The following is a 17,485-nucleotide window of genomic DNA, read 5'->3' as shown; positions in this document are numbered from 1 at the left end:
AAGGTATGATATTAGTTATTGACAACTACGATTCGTTCGTTTATAATCTTGTCCAGTATTTTGGGGAAATGTACAAAAAAATTAAGGTGTACCGTAATGACAAAATCACCGTGGAACAAATTGTAAAACTTAACCCAAAGTATATAGTTATATCTCCGGGTCCTTGCAGTCCAAACGAAGCCGGGGTGTCCGTTCCGGTAATAAAGAGATTTGCCGGCAAGATTCCGATACTTGGAGTATGCCTTGGGCATCAGTCGATTGGGGCAGCTTTCGGCGGGAATATTATACGTGCGAAAAGGTTGATGCACGGGAAAACGTCGCAGATTATTCATGACGGGAAGACGTTGTACCGCGGAATGAAAAATCCGTTTACCGCGACACGATATCATTCGTTATTGATAGAACGCAAAACGGTTCCGGATTGTTTGCAGGTAAGCAGTTGGACAAAAGATAATGAAATCATGGGTGTACGTTTAAAAGGTACTCGTGTGCCCGTGGAAGGAGTGCAGTATCATCCGGAATCTATTATGACGGAAGATGGAAAAAAAATATTACAAAACTTTTTGAATTTGAGGTAAATGTTTATGGTAGAAAATGAACAGAAACAGCAGCAACAGCAACCGCAACCGCAGCAGCAGCCGATGGGCGGTGGGAAAAAGGATATTAAGAGGCAGATAAGGTTGCCGATTTCGGAGGCTATCAGAATATCATTCCGTAATGTAAAACTACGTATCGGCCGCGCATTGATCACAACCAGCGGTATTTTTTTGGGTATCGCATTTTTTGCGTCAATGATGACTAATGAAAATATTGCGCAGCTTACCACCGCTACCGGAGATGTTATTAAGCAAAAACAAATATGGTTATTGACAATGTCGTTACTGGTTAGCGCATTAGGGATTATCAATGCGATGTTGATGTCTGTACTTGAACGGTACCGCGAAATAGGTACGATGAAATGTCTTGGTGCATTGGATGAGTTCATAGTGCAATTGTTTTTGCTGGAATCAGGTTTCCTTGGTTTTTTCGGCGCATTATTTGGTGCGATAACCGGAACACTAATGGTAGTAATTTCTGCATTGATAAAGATGCCGGTATTGTTCTCTAAACTTCCCTGGCTTGCGTTGTTGTCAAATATAGGAATTGGCGTGTTGTTAGGTACGGTACTTGCAGTGCTATGTGCTATATATCCTGCGTATAGGGCTGCGCAGATGGCGCCTGCTCTTGCAATGCGGGCGGATGTTTAATTAAAGGAATTGCTTTATGAATGAAAACAAGATTGAAACCGGGAATAATGCAGTAAAATCGGAAGAAGCTAACGGGTTGACCTGGCGCGCGGCGTTGATATCTATCGTATTCACAATTATTGCGGCATTGTGGATCGGCAGGGTTGAAATTTATTCACATGGGTGTCAGATTTCGGAAAGCGTACCTCCGATACCCGCGGTTGCAGGGTTAATATTTTTGATTATTCTCAATCCGTTACTTAATATGTTGAGTAATAAGTGGAAGCTTTCCCGTGCGGAAATTTTAATTGTTTACTGCGTATTGACTATGTCAGTATCGATGAGTTCTGTTGGTGTAGTCCGGCTGTTGCTCCCATTCATAACTGTGCCTACCTATTTTGCAACACCGGAAAATAAGTTTGACATGATAGCGGAACAGTTACCTAAATGGATAGCACCGCAGGATAAAGAAATTGTCAGGATGATGTACGAAGGCAGTCCTGATGGAGCCGTACCGTGGGGCGCATGGCTCGGGCCGTTGACAATCTGGAGCGCTTTGTTTGTGGTGTTATTCGTAACGATGTTCTTTATTCTTGTTATTTTTAGAAAACAATGGGTGGAAAAGGAACGGTTGACTTTTCCGCTGATTTACTTGCCGTTAGAGTTGACAAGTCCAAGTAAGAAGAATAGTAAGTCTATGATTTCAGATTTCCTGAAAAATCCTGCAATGTGGATAGGGTTTGGTTTGGCGTTTATGTACAATGCATTGAATATACTAAATGCTGTAAATCCCGATATTCCAGCGATGGGAGCTACGTATAATATCGGAGCGTTGTTCACTGAACAGCCATGGAAGTCAATTCAGCCAATGACGTTTTATTATAACCCGGCAGTGCTAGGCTTGGGGTATCTCGTGTCTCTGGAAGTAAGTTTTTCAATATGGTTATTTTTCTTTATGTTCAAAATCGAACAGGTAATTGGTAACGCTATTGGGATGCAATCACAGAATTTTCCGTTTTTCTATTCACAGGAACAGGCTGTTGGCGGATATATTGCGTTTGCGTTGGTCTTGGTGTTTTTAGCAAGGAAACAGATAATTGCGGTAGTAAGGAAAGCATTGTTTAATGACCCTAATGTCGATGATACAGCGGAGCCCGTGTCATACAGAACAGCGTTTTTTGGTAGTATCATTGGATTTGTTTTATTATGCATATTTTTTACTTTGTTAAATATACATCTGGTTTATGTAATTGTTTTTGTGCTTATGATTGTCATTGTCGCGTTTGTGTATGCGCGTATACGCGCAGAGACCGGTGTACCAATGATATGGCTGTTTCCGTTTTACCAGCAAAAAAGGATTTTAACGTACACGCTTGGTGTAAAATCTATGCTTGACCAGGGAGCGTCTAACCTTATTGGGCTATCATTGGTATCATTTCTTGCACGCGGCTTTTTCCCGCAGATTACTGCGTATCAGCTTGATACAATGAAACTCGCGGAAGAAGCGAATATTAAACGCAGAAAAATTATGTCAATCGTCGTGTTTTCGTTAATCCTGGGCTTAGTGGTATCGTATTGGTTGCACCTGAGTATGTACTATAAATACGGGTCAAATGTTTTAGAAGGGGGTTCCGCTGGGGGATCCGGCGGATTTCGCACGGGTCTCGCTGTGACGGAATACAATGAGTTAAGTACTATGCTGAAATCACCACAGGTAGCGAATACTCCAAAGATTGCTGCAACAATTATTGGTGCGGCATTTGTCTTTGGGATGGTTGTTTTACGCAGGGTATTCTTAAATTTCCCTCTTAATCCCATAGGTTTTTTAGTCTCTAATTCCTACGGAATGCCATTATGGGGGCCGTTTTTGATTGTATGGATTATTAAGAGCCTGATTTTGAAACTTGGCGGGGTGGATATGTATAAACGCCTTATCCCGTTTTTCATCGGGATAACAATCGGGCATTTTATTACAGCCGGGGTTATTTGGGGTGCGGTTGCAGCAATGAATCCTGACCTAACACGGTTCTATAGTATAAGTTTTGGGTAGGTTATACGCGCAGGCGTTAATAAATTGTATATTGAGGTAAATAATGGTTAAACTTAACACTAAAAAAACTGGGGAAAAGTTTATGTTTAGAAATTTGATTACTGTAGTATCCGCACTTATCTTGTCCTGTACGCTACTCTGTGCAAATGCGTGTTACGGTGCAGAAGCGGTGGCTGTACTTGACGGTGTTTCAGCGGGTGTTGTCGCGAAAAGTTTTAATTTTGATAATATAAAAAAAGATGTGCATCAGTTTTCAGCGTTTGGTTCGCGGTTGGTGGGATACCCCGGCAATGTTAAGGCTGCGGAGATAATTGAAAAACGGTTTAAGGATTTAGGATATACGGTAGAGAAACAGGAGTTTGAAGTAGTAACACCTATCGTAGGGTCAGCGTCTTTGGAAATCAATAGAAGTAAGATACGGATATATCCAATTTGGCCAAATATTGCGAGGACTAATCAGTTACCACCCGAAGGTTTATCAGGAAAAATAGTTTATGTCGGAGATGGGACTTGGGAGGAGTTTAAAGGGAAAAATCTTACAGGCGCAATCGTGCTTTCGGAGTTTCGTGGGTATGAAACTAACTGGCCGGCATTCTGTGAGTTTGGCGCAAAAGCTATAATTTTTATTGAACCAGAAAAAATATCGAGGAATGATGCGGAAAGTAAGTATTTAAACGGCCCGGCGAGTTTTCCAAGGTTTTGGGTATCAAAATCTAATGCGCAGATGTTAAAACAGGCAGATGGAAAAAATAGTGTTGCAACCGTTAAATGCGAGATGAAATGGGAAAAGAAAAAAACGTGGAATATTTTTGCATGGGTTGAGGGTTCTGACAGGGAATTGAAGAATAATCTGTTGGTACTTGAAAGTTACTACGACAGTATTTCTGTGGTACCTGAACTTTCACCAGGTGCAGAACAGTCAATGGGGATTGCTACACTGCTTGAAACAGCGCGTCTTATCGCTCAACATAAACCCAAAAACTCTGTGTGTCTTACTGCTACCTCCGGGCATTTTCTTGGCCTTAAGGGAAGTTTTCGTTTAGCAGCGCTCTTATCTGAAAAACATAGGAGTAAGTATGAAAAGTTGGATAAAGAATTTGAAACACTGCCTAAGTTTAAGGACTTTATTGAATTTGCAAAACCTAAGTTAGTTATTAGTTTGGATATCGGTAGTAATAATCCTAATGTCGCAATGTTTGCCTGTGGTAATTATTTTAATGATGATTTTGTGCGCAGGTTTTATGTTCCCGTCGGGGATTTGATTGCTAAAATATCAAATGAAGCCGTAACTGCGGGGGCAAAACAGGTGTTGATAGACGCTATCAACCCAAAGAAAGGTAAACGCTGGCAGGATTTTTTGTCAAGCGATTCAGCGTTCACTTGTGAAATAATGGAACGCCAGTCAGTACCCGGAATAAATTTAGTTACTGCAAATGACCCGCGGTATCTTTGTAATACACCGCTTGATCTGCCTCAAAGTATTAACTGGGAAAATATGGAGACGCAGTGCAGGTTAATAGTTCCGGTACTTGTCAAGTATGCGGATAATAAGGATTCATTGGGGAATGGTAAGAATCAGGCGTTATTCCGCTTGAAAGAGTTGTCGTTCAGGTTCGAGCGTATCCGCGGGTTGGCATTGGAGTTTGTTAGGAAAGAAAGTTTTTTACCGTCAACAATTGTTCCCGGAGCGTTAACATATATCCAGCTGATGACAAGGTCATATTCCGGGATTTATCCGTTTGCTATGGATATTACAGATGAAAACGGTAAGTTTATCATGGAAAATACTAGGATGTTAGGTGCGACAATACAATCTTTTAAGACTGACCCTGTGACCGGTGAGATAACCTATGCACCGGATATGGGTTCCGAAGGCGATGCTAAGTATTCCCGGGCGGCGACAGGGAGAAGAGAAAAAGAAAGGCCGATTATTTTGTTTCCGTGCAAGACATTTGATCTCTATAACATAACGGACGTACGGATGTTCAATAGTTTGACAAAAATTTATGTTTATGACAGTAAAACCGACTCTGCACCGTTAAGTTATGGAAATCTTCCGTTTGAACCGTGCTTAACTGTGTTTGTGGAAGAAGGTATTAAACCAAAAGTAACGATGGGTACCGGGGTTATTGGTATACGTAAAGTAGTGCTCAATAGTAACGATAGGTATCCGGAAGGACGCGGGTTTAAGCATGAAGAAAGTTCTACTATATACAACACGTCACTCCGTGCGGCAATTGATATGTGGGAACTTGATGAATACAGGCTTAAGAAACTCGAAAAACATGGTATTAGTAATCCTGAACTCAGAAAAATGCACGGGAAAAGCGCTGAGTTGTTGGAACAAGCAAAGAAATGCCTCGAAGAGTTTGATTATCGCGGGTTAGTGAAGAATACTAATGAAGCAGTAGGGTTTGAGTTACGCGCGTATCCGGATATTGGGCAAACAGCGAATGATGTGGTTAAAGGTGTGCTTTTTTATATGGCGCTGCTTTTACCGTTTGCATATTTTGCGGAACGCTTAATTTTTGGTTTCCCGGATATTAACCGCATGATTGCCGGTGTGTTCGGTATATTTCTTTTGTTCTTTATTATCTTGAGGTATGTACATCCTGCTTTTGAGTTGACAACCACGCCGTGGATTATTTTATTAGCGTTTATCATAGTAGCACTTGGTGTTATAGTTATCTCAATAATACTTGGGAAGTTCAACCGCCAGATGGAACAAATGAAGACTGAACAATCCGGTGTGCATGAAGCTGATGTAGGGAGGATGAGCGCAGTTGGTGTGTCATTCTCACTCGGGATTTCTAATATGCGTAAACGCCGTGACCGCACAATTCTTACAAGTTTGACTTTGGTAATACTTACATTCACGGTCTTATCGTTTACGTCAGTACAAACGTTTGTACAGACTAATAAGTCGGAAGTAAAAGTTCCGCCGAAATATGATGGTATTTTGTTGCGTGATAAAACATGGGAGAGATTAAATGCGCGGTCTGGTTTCTATCTTGGTGCAGAACACAGCGATAAGTACCCGATTGCTGCGCGCTATAATTACATATCATCGGATCTTAGATGGAAAGAATCGATTGAGATTAAGTATAACGATAAATCGTTTGTAGTGAATGGAATAAGCGGTTTTGATGCGGAAGAAAAGGATGTCAGCGGGATTGACAGGACGTTATTTCAGGGAAGCAGGTGGTTCCTGAAACATGAAGAACGCGTGTGTATGCTGCCGATAACTGCGGCAAAAGCGTTGGGGATTGAACCCGGAAACCTTTCAGATGTATATGTAAGCCTGGCAAGTATAAAGTTGAAGGTTATTGGTGTATATGACGATAAAAAAGTTGATAGTTTCACTGATCTTGACGGCGAGTCAATGATGCCGGTGGACTATACCAATCTGCCTCCTGATGTTTATGAGTTAGTTGTCAGGACACGGGCTAAAAGGTCTGCAGGGGATTATAGCGACGAGGAAGTTCCGATTAACGAGTATTCACATATGCTTGGTTCACAGGTTATCTGGACGGATAATGCAACCTGCGCGTTTCTCAGAGGTGGTATGTCGTCAATTGCTGTAGGGATAAAAAATGCGGAGGAACGTGATAAGTTGTTAGATAGTTTAGTGCTTAGATATGCGTTTAATGTTTATTCCGGGAATACTCAGGAAAATACAACTAAGATGTTTACAGCGCTGGGATTAACTTCGTTCAGTGGGCTTGGTAATTTGTTTGTACCGATTTTAATCGCTGCGTTGATAGTGCTAAATACTATGCTTGGGTCAGTGTATGAACGTATACGCGAGATTAGTACTTTCTCAGCGGTTGGGCTTGCGCCAGTGCATATTTCCATGCTGTTTATTGCGGAAGCATGTGTTTATGCAACCATTGGAGCAATTGCCGGGTATCTCTTAGGGCAATCAGTGAGTAAGTTATTGCTCGACTTAAATATGCTGGGTGCAATGACATTGAATTATTCTTCAACTTCTACGGTATCAACTACCATCATTATTATGCTGGTAGTTCTATTGTCGACGTTGTATCCCGCTAAACAAGCTGCGGAGATCGCAGTACCTGCAATGGATAAGAAATGGAAGCTTCCTGAAAGTGATACAGGCGAAATTAAGGTTGAACTTCCATTTACTGTTAGCGGAGTAGATGCTATGGGATGTATAGGGTTCTTAAAAGAATATTTTGATTCTCACGTAGATTATGCGGATAGTAACTTTTATAATAATGAAGTTAAGTTCTGGAAGACGCCAACTAAGTATGGAGAAGGTTATTCTATAGGAATGGATGTGTGGTTACCACCATATGACCTCGGGACCAGTCAGTCTATTGAGTTAAGGGCAATACCCGCAGATTCACATAATATATACGAAATTGATATTATTCTTAAACACAGGTCAGGTGATTTGTCGTCATGGAGGCGAGCGAACCGCGCGTTCCTCTCGTTTTTAAGGAAACAATTCCTTATCTGGCGTACAGTACCGCAATATAAGAAAGAGGAGTACAAAAAACGAATTTGTGAACTTATGGAAAAAGAGGGTGTGGTATCATGAGAAGAGATAATCAAAGAGATATTAACGAATACCGAGATCTAATTGAACAACCCAAAGAGTTTAAGGATGGGTTTAATTTAAAAACTGTTATCGGGGCGATATTTATTGGGTTCATAATGATGCCTGGGTCTATTTATCTCGGGTTGGTTGCTGGTCAGGGAGTAGGGCCCGCAGCGCAGTGGGTGACGATTATTTTGTTTATGGAAGTTATGCGGCGGTCATTCCAGGTGATGACCAAACAGGAACTTTTTGTGCTTTATTACGTAGCGGGACACGTGATTGCCGGGTATGCGTTACACTTGTCCGGTGGCCCGTGGTCTGGTCTTATTTGGCACCAGTTTTTTGTTTCAAGCCCGGCTGCAGCGCCGTTTGCGGATCAAATACCAATTTGGGTATCACCGCAACCTATGTCAGATGCTATTATTAACCGTTCCTTCCTGCATCCGGAATGGTTACCTGCGATTGGTTTGTTGTTAATTAACTATCTCATAGGCAGGGTTAACGCGTTCACTTTTGGGTATGTTTTGTTTAGAATAACTTCTGACGTTGAAAAACTGCCGTTCCCGATGGCACCTATTGCCGCTCAGGGCGCAACGGCATTGGCAGAATCTTCGTCTAAGAGTGAAACATGGCGGTGGAGGATGTTCTCAATAGGTAGTGTTATCGGGTTATTGTTTGGGCTTGTGTATATAGGAATACCCACGATTTCAAGTATGATCTTGGTGACACCGGTAACATTGCTTCCTATTCCCTGGATTGACCTTACCGCTGCAATTGAAACAATTTTACCGGCAACGCCATTTGGGTTTGTTACCAGTTTAGGGACTTTCCTCATAGGATTTGTATTGCCGTATTGGATTGTTGTTGGTGGGTTTGCGTCTTCTGTCATAACTATGATTGCTAACCCGATACTTCAGAAAACCGGGGTGTTAAAAACATGGCGGCCTGGTATGGATACGTTCCATACAAGTTTTGCGAACTCAATCGATTTTTGGTTAAGTTTTGGGATTGGTATTGCGTTTGCTGTGTTTATATTTAGTATCTACGAAATCGTTCGTGCTACGAGAAAGAAAAAGACGGAAAGTGGTAGTGCGGATTTTTCTAAGTTGTTTCACCCACCGGAAGGGCGCGGTGATTTTTCTGTAACACTCGCGATGGGATTATTTGTTTTATCATCTATACTGAACATAGTTTTATGCCGTGTACTTGTTCCGCATTTTCCTATAATTTTTTTCATTGGATTTGCGTTGTTGTATACACCTATGATGTCGTATGTACACGCAAGGTTGACTGGTATGACCGGGCAGTATGCCGGGATTCCTATGGTAAGAGAAGCAACGTTTTTACTGAGCGGATACAAAGGCGCGGCAATTTGGTTTGCACCGTTGCCTATGCATGACTACGGCGGGATGGCTGGGTTTTTCCGTGAAGTTGAGCTTACCGGTACAAAGATTACCAGTGTTATAAAAGCTGAACTGTTAGTCATGCCGATCATCTTTATCTGCGGGTTCATTTTCTGGAGTTTTATTTGGCAGCTTGGGCCTATACCGTCAGCGCTGTTCCCTTATGCTCAAAAAACGTGGTACTTCCATGCTATGCAGTCAAGTTTGTGGATTTCATCAACTGCAGTTGGAGGGAAGCCGTTTTTGCTGGAAGCACTAAAATTTCCTGTAATGGCGACAGGATTGGGGTTCGGGTTGCTGCTTTATGTGATCCTTGCCGCAGCGGGATTACCGATGATGTTGATATATGGATTTATCCGCGGGGTTGGGCAGTTACCGCATTCGTTATTCCTTGAATTCATTGGTGCGTTGCTTGGCCGGTACTATTTCGCTAAGAAATTTGGTGAAAAAAACTGGAGGAACTACGCACCGGTAATATTTGCCGGATTTTCTTGCGGGATGGGTTTAATCGGTATGGTATGTATTGCCGCAACATTAATTGCGCAGTCCGTATCTAAACTGCCGTTCTAGCAGTGAATAATGGTAGGTGGTTAGATTGTTCTTTGAGAAAGAATGTATTTTGAGAATATGAGTGAGAATACTGTGAATCCTGGCAATACCGAGAAAATGATTGCGTGGTACGGTTTTACAATGACGGTACCTCAGGATTGGGATATCGGTGCGTTCAGCGGGAACTATGATAACGGGTATCTAAGAATTGATGACCGTTTTAGTGTCAAGCTTGGGATAAAATGGCAGACGTTCAAGAAAAAGCCGAACTTAAGGCTGGTTGTTGATAATTTTATTAAAAGAATTGTGAAACAGTTCAAGTTTGGGAAAAAAGCGAAGCCGGAGTTTGGCGCTATACGGTGGATTGATGATACACAGTGGACTGGTGTTGAACAGATAGGGTTCAAAATTGTTCACCTAAAAAAAACGCATTTGAAATTTGAAGGGGTTGGGTTCCACTGCAGCGGGTGTAATAAAACTGTTGTATGTCAGTTGTATTATACTCAGGAAGAACAGCCGTTAATGCTGAAGGTTATCAGGTCGTTAAGGGATCATGTACAGGGGGATAAAGCGCCATGGGCGATACTTGATTTCCATGCGGATATCCCTAAGGAGTTCAGGCTTGATAATTGTGAGGTAAAATCTGCATTCCTTCAGATGAATTTTAGTGCTGGTAAAGCAAAGTTAAGGATAGCGCGGTGGGGGCTTGCGGATGTATTGTTGCGCAAAATGCCGTTTTATGACTGGTCAAAAGGTGTGATGAAGTCGTTGTATCACGAGCTTGCGGAGAAGGCTGTTCAGGTGGATTTCCGTGGGCATCAGGCAGTTGAGTTGCTGAACTATAAACCTGTAAAAAAGAGTTTTTTAAGTAAAGGACAGCCTGAGGAAAGTTTGAATATAAAACTATGGTATTGCCCGGAGATTAACCGCATATTTCTTACGGAAATTCGGGTTGATGGAAACGATGGTATAGCCGGGAAGTTTATGGAACAAGTAAGAGTTGTATGTCATGAACAGTAAAAAGAGTATTAAAGGGCGGATGGTATTAACGCGGGAGCAGTCGTTGACCGCGGTACCCAGAAAAAATGGTCTTATTACAGAAGATAAGCGGGGGGAAGAAGAAGTAGTCCTGAAGTTGCCTTTGAAGTATAAGGGAATAAACTCATTTTTTGCATGGATGTTTATTTTACCTAAAAACAGGATTGTTGCGTTAGACCCTATTGGAACGGTTATCTGGGATGCGTGTGACGGGCAACGCACGGTTGCAGGTCTTATACAGATTATCGTAGAGAAGTATAAGCTTAGTTTTAAAGAGTCGGAACTGTCGATATTTGAATATGTACGCAACCTGGTAGAACGCGGGTTAGTACAGTTAGATGTTAAAAAGTAGATTATTTTTTTATTATTATATTTATTGAATAGGAGGAGAGTTACATGGCAGAACTTACTGTCCGGTGTATTAACGTAAGAAAACAGTACATTATGGGTAAAATTGAGGTTAATGCACTTAGAGGCGTTAACCTTGAGATTATGAAAGGTGAGTATATATCGATCATGGGGCCGTCAGGGTCTGGAAAGTCAACTTTGTTTAATGCTATCGGAGGCCTTGATAAACCTACTGAGGGTAAGATTTATATTGATGAAGTTGATGTCGCACAGTTGGATGCATATGAACTTGCGTGGTTGCGGTGCCGGAAAATAGGGTACATATTCCAGACGTTTAACTTAATCTCTGTTATGACAGCGCTGGAGAATGTTACTTTACCGATGATATTTGCCGGGTTGTCTACAGATGAATGCCTTGACCGCGGGAAAGAGTTGCTCGAACTTGTTGGTCTTGGCGGTAGGTTGCATCATAAACCGTTGGAGATGTCCGGCGGGCAACAGCAGCGCGTTGCTATCGCCAGGGCGTTAGCGAATGATCCTGCGATTGTACTGGCTGATGAACCTACGGGTAACCTTGACCTTAAGACCGGGAAAGAAATTATTGCATTATTGAAGAAACTTAATAGAGAAAAAGGTGTAACCGTAATCTCTGCAACACATGACCTTAAGATGTTAGACGTATCAGACCGTATCATCTGGGTGACAGACGGGCAGATTGAGCGTATAGAAAAACGTAGTGATATCGAACTCAAGATCGGTGAAGTTGAAGGACATCAAGAGTAATAATGATTAAGGAAGCTATACAGAAAATTGTTGCCGGGAATAATCTCGACGAGCTTGAAGCTGTTGATGTGATGTCTGAAATCATGGGTGGTGAAGCTACAGACGCTCAGGTCGCAGCGTTTATCACGGCGTTGAGAATGAAAGGTGAAACTATTGACGAGATTACCGGCTGTGCGAGGGTTATGCGCCAGTTCGCGACACACGTGAATGTTTCTCCTAAAAATGCTGTAGGGCTTGATCGGGATGATATCAATATTGACTATGAAACCATTGTAGATACCTGCGGTACTGGCGGGGACAGGACTAATACGTTTAATATATCTACTACCACAGCATTTGTTGTTGCTGGTGCGGGGATTATCGTTGCAAAGCATGGTAACCGTTCGGTATCGTCGCATTGCGGCAGCGCTGATGTCCTGGAAGCGTTGGGGGTAAAGCTTGACGTTACCGTTGGAGTGGTAGAAAAATGCCTTGCTACTGCGGGGATAGGGTTCCTCTTCGCGCCTGTATTGCATGGAGCAATGAAGTATGCTATTAATCCGCGGAAACAGATAGGTATTCGCACAATATTTAATATCCTCGGCCCGTTGACGAATCCCGCGAATGCTACTGCCCAGGTGCTGGGGGTGTACGAAAAAAGTTTAGTTCCAATACTCGCTGAGGTTATGAACAGGCTCGGAGCTAAACATGTATTTGTCGTGCATGGTAAGGACAGTCTTGATGAAGTGTCAGTTACAGGAGAAACTTTTATTGCGGAACTTATGGATAATAAGGTTAAGGAGTATACTATAATACCGGAACAGTTTGGTTTTACCCGTGCAGCACTTGAAGATATCCGCGGGGGTGATGCCAAGAAAAACGCGGAGATCATTTCTGCAGTACTACGCGGTGAAAAAGGCCCGCGGAGAGATGTTGTACTTCTGAACTCAGCACTGGCAATCGTAGCAGCAGGGAAAGCAAGTGGCGTTAAAGCCGGAGTGGAGCTCGCGAGTGTGTCCATTGATTCCGGTGCTGCATTAAAGAAAGTTGAACTCCTGAAAAACCTTACAAATGAAGGTTAATAATATTCTCGACGGGATTATTGCTTATAAAAAAGTATTTGTTCAAGAACGTAAAGATATTGTCTCGTTAAAACAACTGGAGAAACAAATTGCCGGCCTCGAATATAAACCTTATTCTTTCCGTGATTCCATCAAACGTGAGAACAGCGATGCTAAAGTTAACCTAATCGCTGAAGTAAAACGCAGGTCGCCTTCTGCCGGGGAATTAGTTAAAAAATTTGAACCTGTTACTATCGCAAAAAAGTATGAATCTTCTGGCGCAGCGGCAGTGTCTGTACTGACCGATGAAAAGTTTTTTGGGGGAAGCCTTGAATATATATCTGATATTAAAATAAAGGTATCTTTGCCGTTATTGAGGAAAGATTTTATTATCGATAGGTATCAGGTAGCAGAAGCTAAGGCCGCTGGTGCGGATGCTATACTTTTAATTAACGCCGTGCTTGATCCTAGGCAAATTGAAGAGTTACGCGTGTATGCAAAGGAACTCGGGATGGATGTACTTGTTGAAGTTCATGATGGTAAGGAACTAAAGACTGTACTTGAGAAAACCGGTGCGGAGATTATCGGGATAAATAACCGTGATTTAACGACGTTCAGGGTGGATATTAATACCACACTGGAACTTGTTCCCCAGATTCCTGCATTAAAAGTTACAGTCGCGGAAAGCGGGATAAAAACGCGTGAAGATATTGAAGCGCTTACCGGTGCGAATGTGCATGCAGTCCTTATCGGTGAAACATTGATACGTGCGGGATTGTCTAACATCGAACACACAGTGCGCGGGCTCGGTTTATAGTAGTAATTCTTTTCAAAAGCCGTATTTTCTGTTATAATCATTTGATAAGGAAGTATTTGTATGGCAAAAATTAAAATTTGCGGGATCACAAACGAAAATGATGCGGTTTGGTGTGCCGGGATGGGGGTACACTATCTAGGGTTTAATTTCTGGGAAAATAGTCCCAGGAAGGTGTCACAGAAGATGGTGAAGGATGTTGTATCAAAACTTCCTGGGTTTGTAAAACCTGTTGGCGTATTCGTAAACGCTGAAACCGATGAGTTGATTCAAACCGTGAAAAATACGGGGTTAAAACTTGTGCAGTTGCATGGCGATGAAACGGTTGAGTATGTAAAAACACTGGGGGAACAAATATCCGTAGTAGCACCAGGGGTTGAGGTTATTAAAGCGTTTAGAGTACAAGGGGATGAGGTTATAACCTCAATGGAACAGTATAAGCCATACGTAAAGTACTTTCTTTTGGATGCATATGTGCCCGGGGTTGAGGGTGGAACCGGTGAGGTGTTCAACTGGGATATCGCGGTTAAAGCTAAGATTTTGGAAGTACCGATTTTTCTTGCCGGAGGGTTGAATCCTGACAATGTAGCTGCGGCAGTGGAGAAAGTTGACCCGTTTGCCGTAGATGTAGCATCAGGGGTTGAACGTTTACCTCGGAGGAAAGATTATGACAAGTTAAAACAGTTTATTTTACGGTGCCAGTGTTGACAGTTGACATATAATATAAGGTGTTTATGTATTTATTGGAGCAATTATTATGGTAATAGAAGAAGTTAATGGACAAATCCAAGATCTTTCTGTAAGGTTTGAAAAATTGCGGAGGTTTCTTTGAGATTGATAACCGTAGAGCATTGTTAACTGAGCTTGAAGCACGTACAGCAAAACCTGATTTCTGGAATAACCAAACCGAAGCACAGAAGGTTTCTCAGCAAGTAGCAGATATAAGAAAACTATCGGAATTATGGTCCACTTTCCAGAGAAAGTTTGATGATGTAAAAACTTTGTATAACCTTGCTAAAGAAGAGGGTAGTTCTGCGTATGACCAGGAAATTGTTAATGAAATCAATGCGTTAAGCGAAAATGTGCATAGGATTGAACTTGAAACCAAGCTTTCCGGCCCGCAGGATAGGAATAGCGCGATTGTAAACCTTCATTCCGGCGCGGGTGGGACAGAAGCGTGTGACTGGGTAGAAATGCTTTTCAGGATGTACCTCCGCTGGGCTGAACGCCGGGGGTATGCTACCGAAGTTATGGATATTCTTCCCGGTGACGGGGCGGGGATTAAAAGCGTAACTTTTTTCGTTAATGGTTTATACGCATACGGGTATTTGAAATCAGAGACCGGGGTTCACCGGCTTGTACGGATTTCGCCGTTTGATGCGAATAAACGCAGGCATACGTCTTTCGCTGCGTGTGATGTTATACCTGAGATTGAAGATGATGTGCAGATTGAAGTAAAAGATACTGATTTACGGATTGATACCTACCGTTCTTCAGGGGCAGGCGGGCAGCATGTTAATAAAACAGATTCTGCGGTTAGGATGACACATTTACCCACGGGAATCGTTGTTGCGTGCCAAAATGAGCGTTCACAGATGAAAAACCGTGCGAAAGCAATGAAGATGCTGAAAGCTAAATTGTTTGAGTTGGAAGAAGATAAAAAACGCGCGGAACAGGAACGTCATTACGGCGAAAAAGGTGATATTGCATGGGGTAATCAGATACGTTCATATGTGTTTATGCCGTACCAGCTGGTAAAGGATCATCGTACAGATCATGAGTACAGCAATATCGCGGATGTTATGGATGGTAATATTGATATGTTTATAGAATCTTTTCTCGAATCTAAAGCCGGGGAAAAGAAAGGATGAATAACCTATGGCAAAAGTGATGGTTGTTGATGACGAAAAAAATGTGGTTGAATTGCTAGACTTTTTATTGATGAAAGACGGGTATGAAGTGATTAACGCATTCAACGGGAGGGAAGCTATCAGCCTGGCAGCGCAACAAAAACCTGACCTTATCCTTCTGGATATAATGATGCCCGGGATTGACGGGTATACTGTGTATAACACGCTGCAGCAGGATCCTGCAACAAATAAGATTCCTGTGATAATCCTTACTGCAAAAGGACGGATGCGTGATGTGTTTGCAATGGCAAAAAATATTGTGGCGTACATAGAGAAACCATTTGACCCTAAGATGTTACGTGAGAGTGTTAGGGCAGTGCTGATAAAGAAGTGATTAAGAAGGAAATTATTTAATGAATGAAAAACAGAATGAACAAATCAGCGGGTTGACATTTCGCGCGTTTATTATTTCAATCATATTAGTAGTGATCGCAACGGTTTGGATTGGCAGGTCTGAACTTATCACGAATGCGTGCCAGATATCGGAAAGCGTACCGCCAATCCCGGCAGTAGCGGGCTTGTTGCTGCTCGTACTCCTGAATCCGGTACTTAATAAAATCAGTACAAAACTGCGTCTTAACCGCGCTGAAGTATTAGTTATCTACAGCGTAATGACTATGGCAGTATCAATGAGTGCCGTAGGGGTTGCCCGCGTATTTTTTCCGTTTATCACAGTACCGTACTACTATGCTACACCCGAAAACCAGTTTGATAAACTCGCGGAATATATTCCTTCGTGGGTAGCGCCGCAAAACAAGGAAGTTATACGTATGATGTACGAAGGCGCGCCGGATGGGCGTGTCCCATGGGGTGACTGGGCGGTACCGTTGATGATGTGGGGTATGGTATTCGTAACGCTGTTTCTCACAATGTTTTTTATTCTTGTTATCTTCAGGAAACAGTGGATTGAGAAGGAACGTCTGACTTTTCCGTTGATTTATCTGCCGTTGGAATTAACACAACAGAGTAAGTCTGACCCTAACTCCGCGGTATCTGACTTTTTAAAAAGTCCTGTTATGTGGATAGGGTTTGGGTTGGCGTTGTTATACAATGTAATGAATATCTTAAATGCTGTTAACCCTGATTTCCCTGCAATGGGGATTTACTACAATCTGGGTAATGTGTTTACGGAACAGCCATGGTCAGCTATTAAGCCGCTGGTTATCTACTATAATCCTGCAATACTGGGGTTTGGATACCTTGTATCTTTAGAAGTAAGTATGTCTGTCTGGCTATTCTATCTGCTGTTCAGGATTGAACAGGTTATCGGTATGGGTATGGGTGTGCAGTTAAACAATTATCCGTTATTCTATGGCCCGGAACAAGCTATCGGAGGATACATAGCGTTTGCGATTGTACTTGTATTACTTGCACGGAAACATTTGGTTGAAGTATTCAAAAAAGCGGTATTCTCTGATCCTGAGATTGATGATTCAAATGAACCGGTATCGTATAGGGTAGCGTTTTTCGGGAGTATCGCAGGGATAATAATTTTATGCGTAATACTGTCAATGCTTCATATGAAACTCTGGGTAGTAGCTGCGTTTATCTTCATGATTATCACGGTAGCGTTTGTGTACGCGCGTATCCGTGCGGAAACCGGGATCCCGATGATATGGTTATTTCCTATGTTCTACCAGAAACGTATATTGTCATATACTGTGGGAGTGAAAACGTTACTTGATCAGGGTATGCCTAACCTCGTGGGGTTGTCGGTATTGACATTCCTTGCCCGCGGGTTTTTCCCGCAGTTGACGGCT

General features: G+C 42.3%; 14 protein-coding genes. All 14 read left to right on the top strand.

What is annotated here, in order from left to right:
* The first annotated feature begins 5 nt into the window (after positions 1–5).
* On the top strand, positions 6–578 hold the full coding sequence (locus tag WC955_03430) for an aminodeoxychorismate/anthranilate synthase component II (GenBank protein ID MFA5858099.1): 573 nt from the start codon (positions 6–8) through the stop codon (positions 576–578).
* Between the two features lie 6 nt (positions 579–584).
* Positions 585–1,247, top strand: coding sequence for an FtsX-like permease family protein (locus tag WC955_03425; GenBank protein ID MFA5858098.1), 663 nt, complete (start codon positions 585–587; stop codon positions 1,245–1,247).
* A gap of 16 nt (positions 1,248–1,263) precedes the next feature.
* Positions 1,264–3,276 (top strand): DUF6785 family protein, encoded by a 2,013-nt coding sequence (locus WC955_03420; protein MFA5858097.1) that lies wholly within the window; start codon positions 1,264–1,266, stop codon positions 3,274–3,276.
* Positions 3,277–3,358: 82 nt separating this feature from the next.
* Entirely contained in the window at positions 3,359–7,840 is a 4,482-nt protein-coding gene (locus WC955_03415) for an FtsX-like permease family protein (protein ID MFA5858096.1), read from the top strand.
* Positions 7,837–9,813 (top strand): peptide transporter, encoded by a 1,977-nt coding sequence (locus WC955_03410; protein MFA5858095.1) that lies wholly within the window; start codon positions 7,837–7,839, stop codon positions 9,811–9,813. The genes WC955_03415 and WC955_03410 overlap by 4 nt, the downstream gene beginning before the upstream one ends.
* Positions 9,814–9,870: 57 nt before the next feature.
* Positions 9,871–10,812 carry a hypothetical protein gene (locus WC955_03405; GenBank protein ID MFA5858094.1) on the top strand — a complete coding sequence of 314 codons (942 nt, stop codon included), beginning with the start codon at positions 9,871–9,873 and terminating at the stop codon, positions 10,810–10,812.
* A complete protein-coding gene (locus tag WC955_03400) occupies positions 10,802–11,182 on the top strand; it encodes a PqqD family protein (GenBank protein MFA5858093.1) in 381 nt (126 codons plus the stop codon). The genes WC955_03405 and WC955_03400 overlap by 11 nt, the downstream gene beginning before the upstream one ends.
* A gap of 44 nt (positions 11,183–11,226) precedes the next feature.
* The gene (locus tag WC955_03395; protein MFA5858092.1) at positions 11,227–11,961 is read left to right on the top strand and encodes an ABC transporter ATP-binding protein; all 735 of its coding nucleotides are present in this window, start codon (positions 11,227–11,229) and stop codon (positions 11,959–11,961) included.
* A 2-nt stretch (positions 11,962–11,963) separates the two neighbouring features.
* The gene (trpD, locus tag WC955_03390) at positions 11,964–13,022 is read left to right on the top strand and encodes an anthranilate phosphoribosyltransferase (protein ID MFA5858091.1); all 1,059 of its coding nucleotides are present in this window, start codon (positions 11,964–11,966) and stop codon (positions 13,020–13,022) included.
* Positions 13,012–13,818 carry an indole-3-glycerol phosphate synthase TrpC gene (trpC, locus tag WC955_03385; GenBank protein MFA5858090.1) on the top strand — a complete coding sequence of 269 codons (807 nt, stop codon included), beginning with the start codon at positions 13,012–13,014 and terminating at the stop codon, positions 13,816–13,818. Before trpD ends, trpC begins: the two co-directional genes overlap by 11 nt.
* Before the next feature lie 60 nt (positions 13,819–13,878).
* Complete coding sequence (locus tag WC955_03380; protein ID MFA5858089.1) at positions 13,879–14,523, top strand: phosphoribosylanthranilate isomerase; 645 nt, start codon at positions 13,879–13,881, stop codon at positions 14,521–14,523.
* A 49-nt stretch (positions 14,524–14,572) separates the two neighbouring features.
* Positions 14,573–15,686, top strand: a protein-coding gene (prfB, locus tag WC955_03375) for a peptide chain release factor 2 (protein MFA5858088.1) whose coding sequence is annotated in 2 segments (ribosomal slippage) — positions 14,573–14,635 and positions 14,637–15,686 — 1,113 coding nt in all. Because the reading frame shifts where the segments join, the coding sequence is not laid out codon by codon here.
* Positions 15,687–15,693: 7 nt separating this feature from the next.
* Entirely contained in the window at positions 15,694–16,059 is a 366-nt protein-coding gene (locus WC955_03370; GenBank protein MFA5858087.1) for a response regulator, read from the top strand.
* A 19-nt stretch (positions 16,060–16,078) separates the two neighbouring features.
* A partial coding sequence (locus WC955_03365; GenBank protein MFA5858086.1) for a DUF6785 family protein occupies positions 16,079–17,485 on the top strand: 1,407 nt, incomplete at its 3' end.

The sequence above is a fragment of the Elusimicrobiota bacterium genome, assembly GCA_041658405.1.
Lineage (GTDB): Bacteria > Elusimicrobiota > UBA5214 > JBBAAG01 > JBBAAG01 > JBBAAG01.
Note: the sequence above shows the minus strand (reverse complement) of the source record. Positions and strands in the feature narration are given on the sequence as shown.

Coding starts and splice junctions, on each gene's coding strand:
- WC955_03395 (MFA5858092.1), top strand. CDS start 11,227: ATGGCAGAACTTACTGTCCGGTGTATTAACGTAAGAAAACAGTACATT.
- WC955_03410 (MFA5858095.1), top strand. CDS start 7,837: ATGAGAAGAGATAATCAAAGAGATATTAACGAATACCGAGATCTAATT.
- WC955_03415 (MFA5858096.1), top strand. CDS start 3,359: ATGTTTAGAAATTTGATTACTGTAGTATCCGCACTTATCTTGTCCTGT.
- WC955_03420 (MFA5858097.1), top strand. CDS start 1,264: ATGAATGAAAACAAGATTGAAACCGGGAATAATGCAGTAAAATCGGAA.
- WC955_03405 (MFA5858094.1), top strand. CDS start 9,871: ATGAGTGAGAATACTGTGAATCCTGGCAATACCGAGAAAATGATTGCG.
- WC955_03370 (MFA5858087.1), top strand. CDS start 15,694: ATGGCAAAAGTGATGGTTGTTGATGACGAAAAAAATGTGGTTGAATTG.
- WC955_03400 (MFA5858093.1), top strand. CDS start 10,802: ATGAACAGTAAAAAGAGTATTAAAGGGCGGATGGTATTAACGCGGGAG.
- WC955_03380 (MFA5858089.1), top strand. CDS start 13,879: ATGGCAAAAATTAAAATTTGCGGGATCACAAACGAAAATGATGCGGTT.
- trpD (MFA5858091.1), top strand. CDS start 11,964: ATGATTAAGGAAGCTATACAGAAAATTGTTGCCGGGAATAATCTCGAC.
- trpC (MFA5858090.1), top strand. CDS start 13,012: ATGAAGGTTAATAATATTCTCGACGGGATTATTGCTTATAAAAAAGTA.
- WC955_03430 (MFA5858099.1), top strand. CDS start 6: ATGATATTAGTTATTGACAACTACGATTCGTTCGTTTATAATCTTGTC.
- WC955_03425 (MFA5858098.1), top strand. CDS start 585: ATGGTAGAAAATGAACAGAAACAGCAGCAACAGCAACCGCAACCGCAG.